Origin of the sequence: Stagnihabitans tardus (assembly GCF_009925085.1) — a bacterium.
GTDB lineage: Bacteria > Pseudomonadota > Alphaproteobacteria > Rhodobacterales > Rhodobacteraceae > Stagnihabitans > Stagnihabitans tardus.
On record NZ_JAABNR010000090.1, the window covers coordinates 1 to 738 of the forward strand.

General features: G+C 67.3%; 1 pseudogene. It reads right to left on the reverse strand.

Annotated elements, in window-relative coordinates:
* A pseudogene (tnpC, locus tag GV832_RS21730) lies at positions 1-738 on the reverse strand (IS66 family transposase); the annotation flags it as partial.

Genomic DNA, 738 nt, shown 5'->3' on the forward strand with positions numbered 1-738 from the left:
ATTTCGGCGGCATATTCGCCTTTGCGCCCGGGTCGATAGTGGAACACGACACCCGGCGGGGCGCTGCCGCTCCAGCCCCGGTCGTCCCGAAGAACCGCCCAGAGATATCCGGTCTTCGTTTTGCCTTCCCCGGGTCCAGCACCGGGGCGGTGGTCTCATCGACGTAAATCCGCGTGCTGTCGGCCATCAGCCGCTTGGCCATGTGGTCGACCACCGGGGCGATCAGCGCGCCGGTGCGCCCCATCCAGTCGGCCAGAACCGAACGGTCGTCAGGCCACACCATGCCGCGCCATGACCACGGCCTGCCGGTTCAGCGGCATGTGCGGGGACATGCTTGGAGACGGCAATCTGGGCGAGGAGCGCCTCGGTCGGCCAACTGCCTTCCAGCAAATGCGCCGGGGCTTTGGCTTGCACCACGCCGGTCCTGCCTTTGGGGCAGGCATACTTCGGGCGGATCGTGACGATGACCTGATACCGCGCCGGGATGTAATCGAGCCGTTCGCTCCGGTCTTCGCCGATCCGGACCATGTCGCCACATCCGCAGGGGCAGGCAATGCTGGCAGGCAGGGTCACCCGTTCCACCCGCGGGCCAAGCTGTCCGGCAAGTCGCGCGACTTGCGCGGAGCACGCGCAGGGGCCGCCTCGGGATCTGTCGCGCGCGCCGCGATCTTCGCCTCGACGGTGGCAATTTGTGCCTGGGTCTCGGCGATAGCCGTTTCCAGGTCTTCCAGCCCCAGT